The sequence below is a fragment of the Planktothrix serta PCC 8927 genome (genome assembly GCF_900010725.2).
Lineage (GTDB): Bacteria > Cyanobacteriota > Cyanobacteriia > Cyanobacteriales > Microcoleaceae > Planktothrix > Planktothrix serta.
Genome location: NZ_LR734901.1, coordinates 1 through 1,023 on the forward strand (window position 1 = coordinate 1; position 1,023 = coordinate 1,023).

At 38.2% G+C, this 1,023-nt stretch carries 1 protein-coding gene; it reads left to right on the plus strand.

All coding sequences use genetic code 11. From position 1 onward, the window contains the following. The first annotated feature begins 246 nt into the window (after positions 1–246). Complete coding sequence (locus tag PL8927_RS27560; protein ID WP_083627098.1) at positions 247–933, plus strand: diacylglycerol/polyprenol kinase family protein; 687 nt, start codon at positions 247–249, stop codon at positions 931–933. Positions 934–1,023: the final 90 nt, after the last annotated feature.

Genomic DNA, 1,023 nt, shown 5'->3' on the forward strand with positions numbered 1-1,023 from the left:
AACAGGGAACAGTAAGAAGTGAAAGGGTTTCAAGATTTAGAAATGTCCTAACTGTAATGCGTAGCGCTATAACCCCCAAAAATAAAGATAACGGTTGACCTTCAGGTGAAATGTTGATCAGCGATCGCTGCGATCGCACGGTAACAGGAGATGGAAATAACTTGGATCATTGTAACGATAAGGTGCTGGCATAACTATTTTCCGCGTATACTAATCATTTAGGTTAATTTACACCCGATTAATTAAATGCCTAGTTTGACTGAAATCCCCAATTTAGGAATCCAAATCACTTTAGTTGCTGGTTGGTTAGGTTTAATTCTTGTGGTCGCAGAAGGACTCAACCGAATTTTTTCTGTTAGTCCTGAAATCTCCCGCAAAATTGTTCATATTGGAACTGGAAATGTAATTCTATTGGCTTGGTGGCTGAATATTCCGGCGTGGGTGGGAATTACCGCCAGTGTAATTTCAGGAATCATTGCGATTATTTCCTATCAAACTCCAATTCTTCCTAGTATTAATAGTGTGGGACGTAAAAGTTTAGGAACATTTTTCTATGCGGTGAGTATTGGGATTTTAATCGGTTGGTTTTGGACAATTCAACAACCTCAATATGCTGCTTTGGGTATTTTAGTCATGACTTGGGGAGATGGTTTAGCTGCTGTTATAGGTCAACAATGGGGTCAACACAAATATCGAGTTTTCGGGAGTCAAAAAAGTTGGGAAGGTTCTTTAACAATGCTATTGGTTAGTTTGATTATTTCCAGTGCTATTTTATTAACAGTTCAGGGAAATCATCAACTTACTTGGATTGTTTCAATAGCTGTGGCGATTGTGGCGACTGGATTAGAAACTTTTTCAAAATATGGAATTGATAATCTCACTGTTCCGTTAAGTAGTGCATCACTGGCTTTTTTTCTCAATCAAGTTTTATGAATTTATTTAATATAGCAGGGAACAGGGAACAGGGAACAGGGAACAGGGAACAGAGGGGAAAAGAAAATAGGGAATAGGGGATAGAAAAAA

Coding starts and splice junctions, on each gene's coding strand:
- PL8927_RS27560 (WP_083627098.1), top strand. CDS start 247: ATGCCTAGTTTGACTGAAATCCCCAATTTAGGAATCCAAATCACTTTA.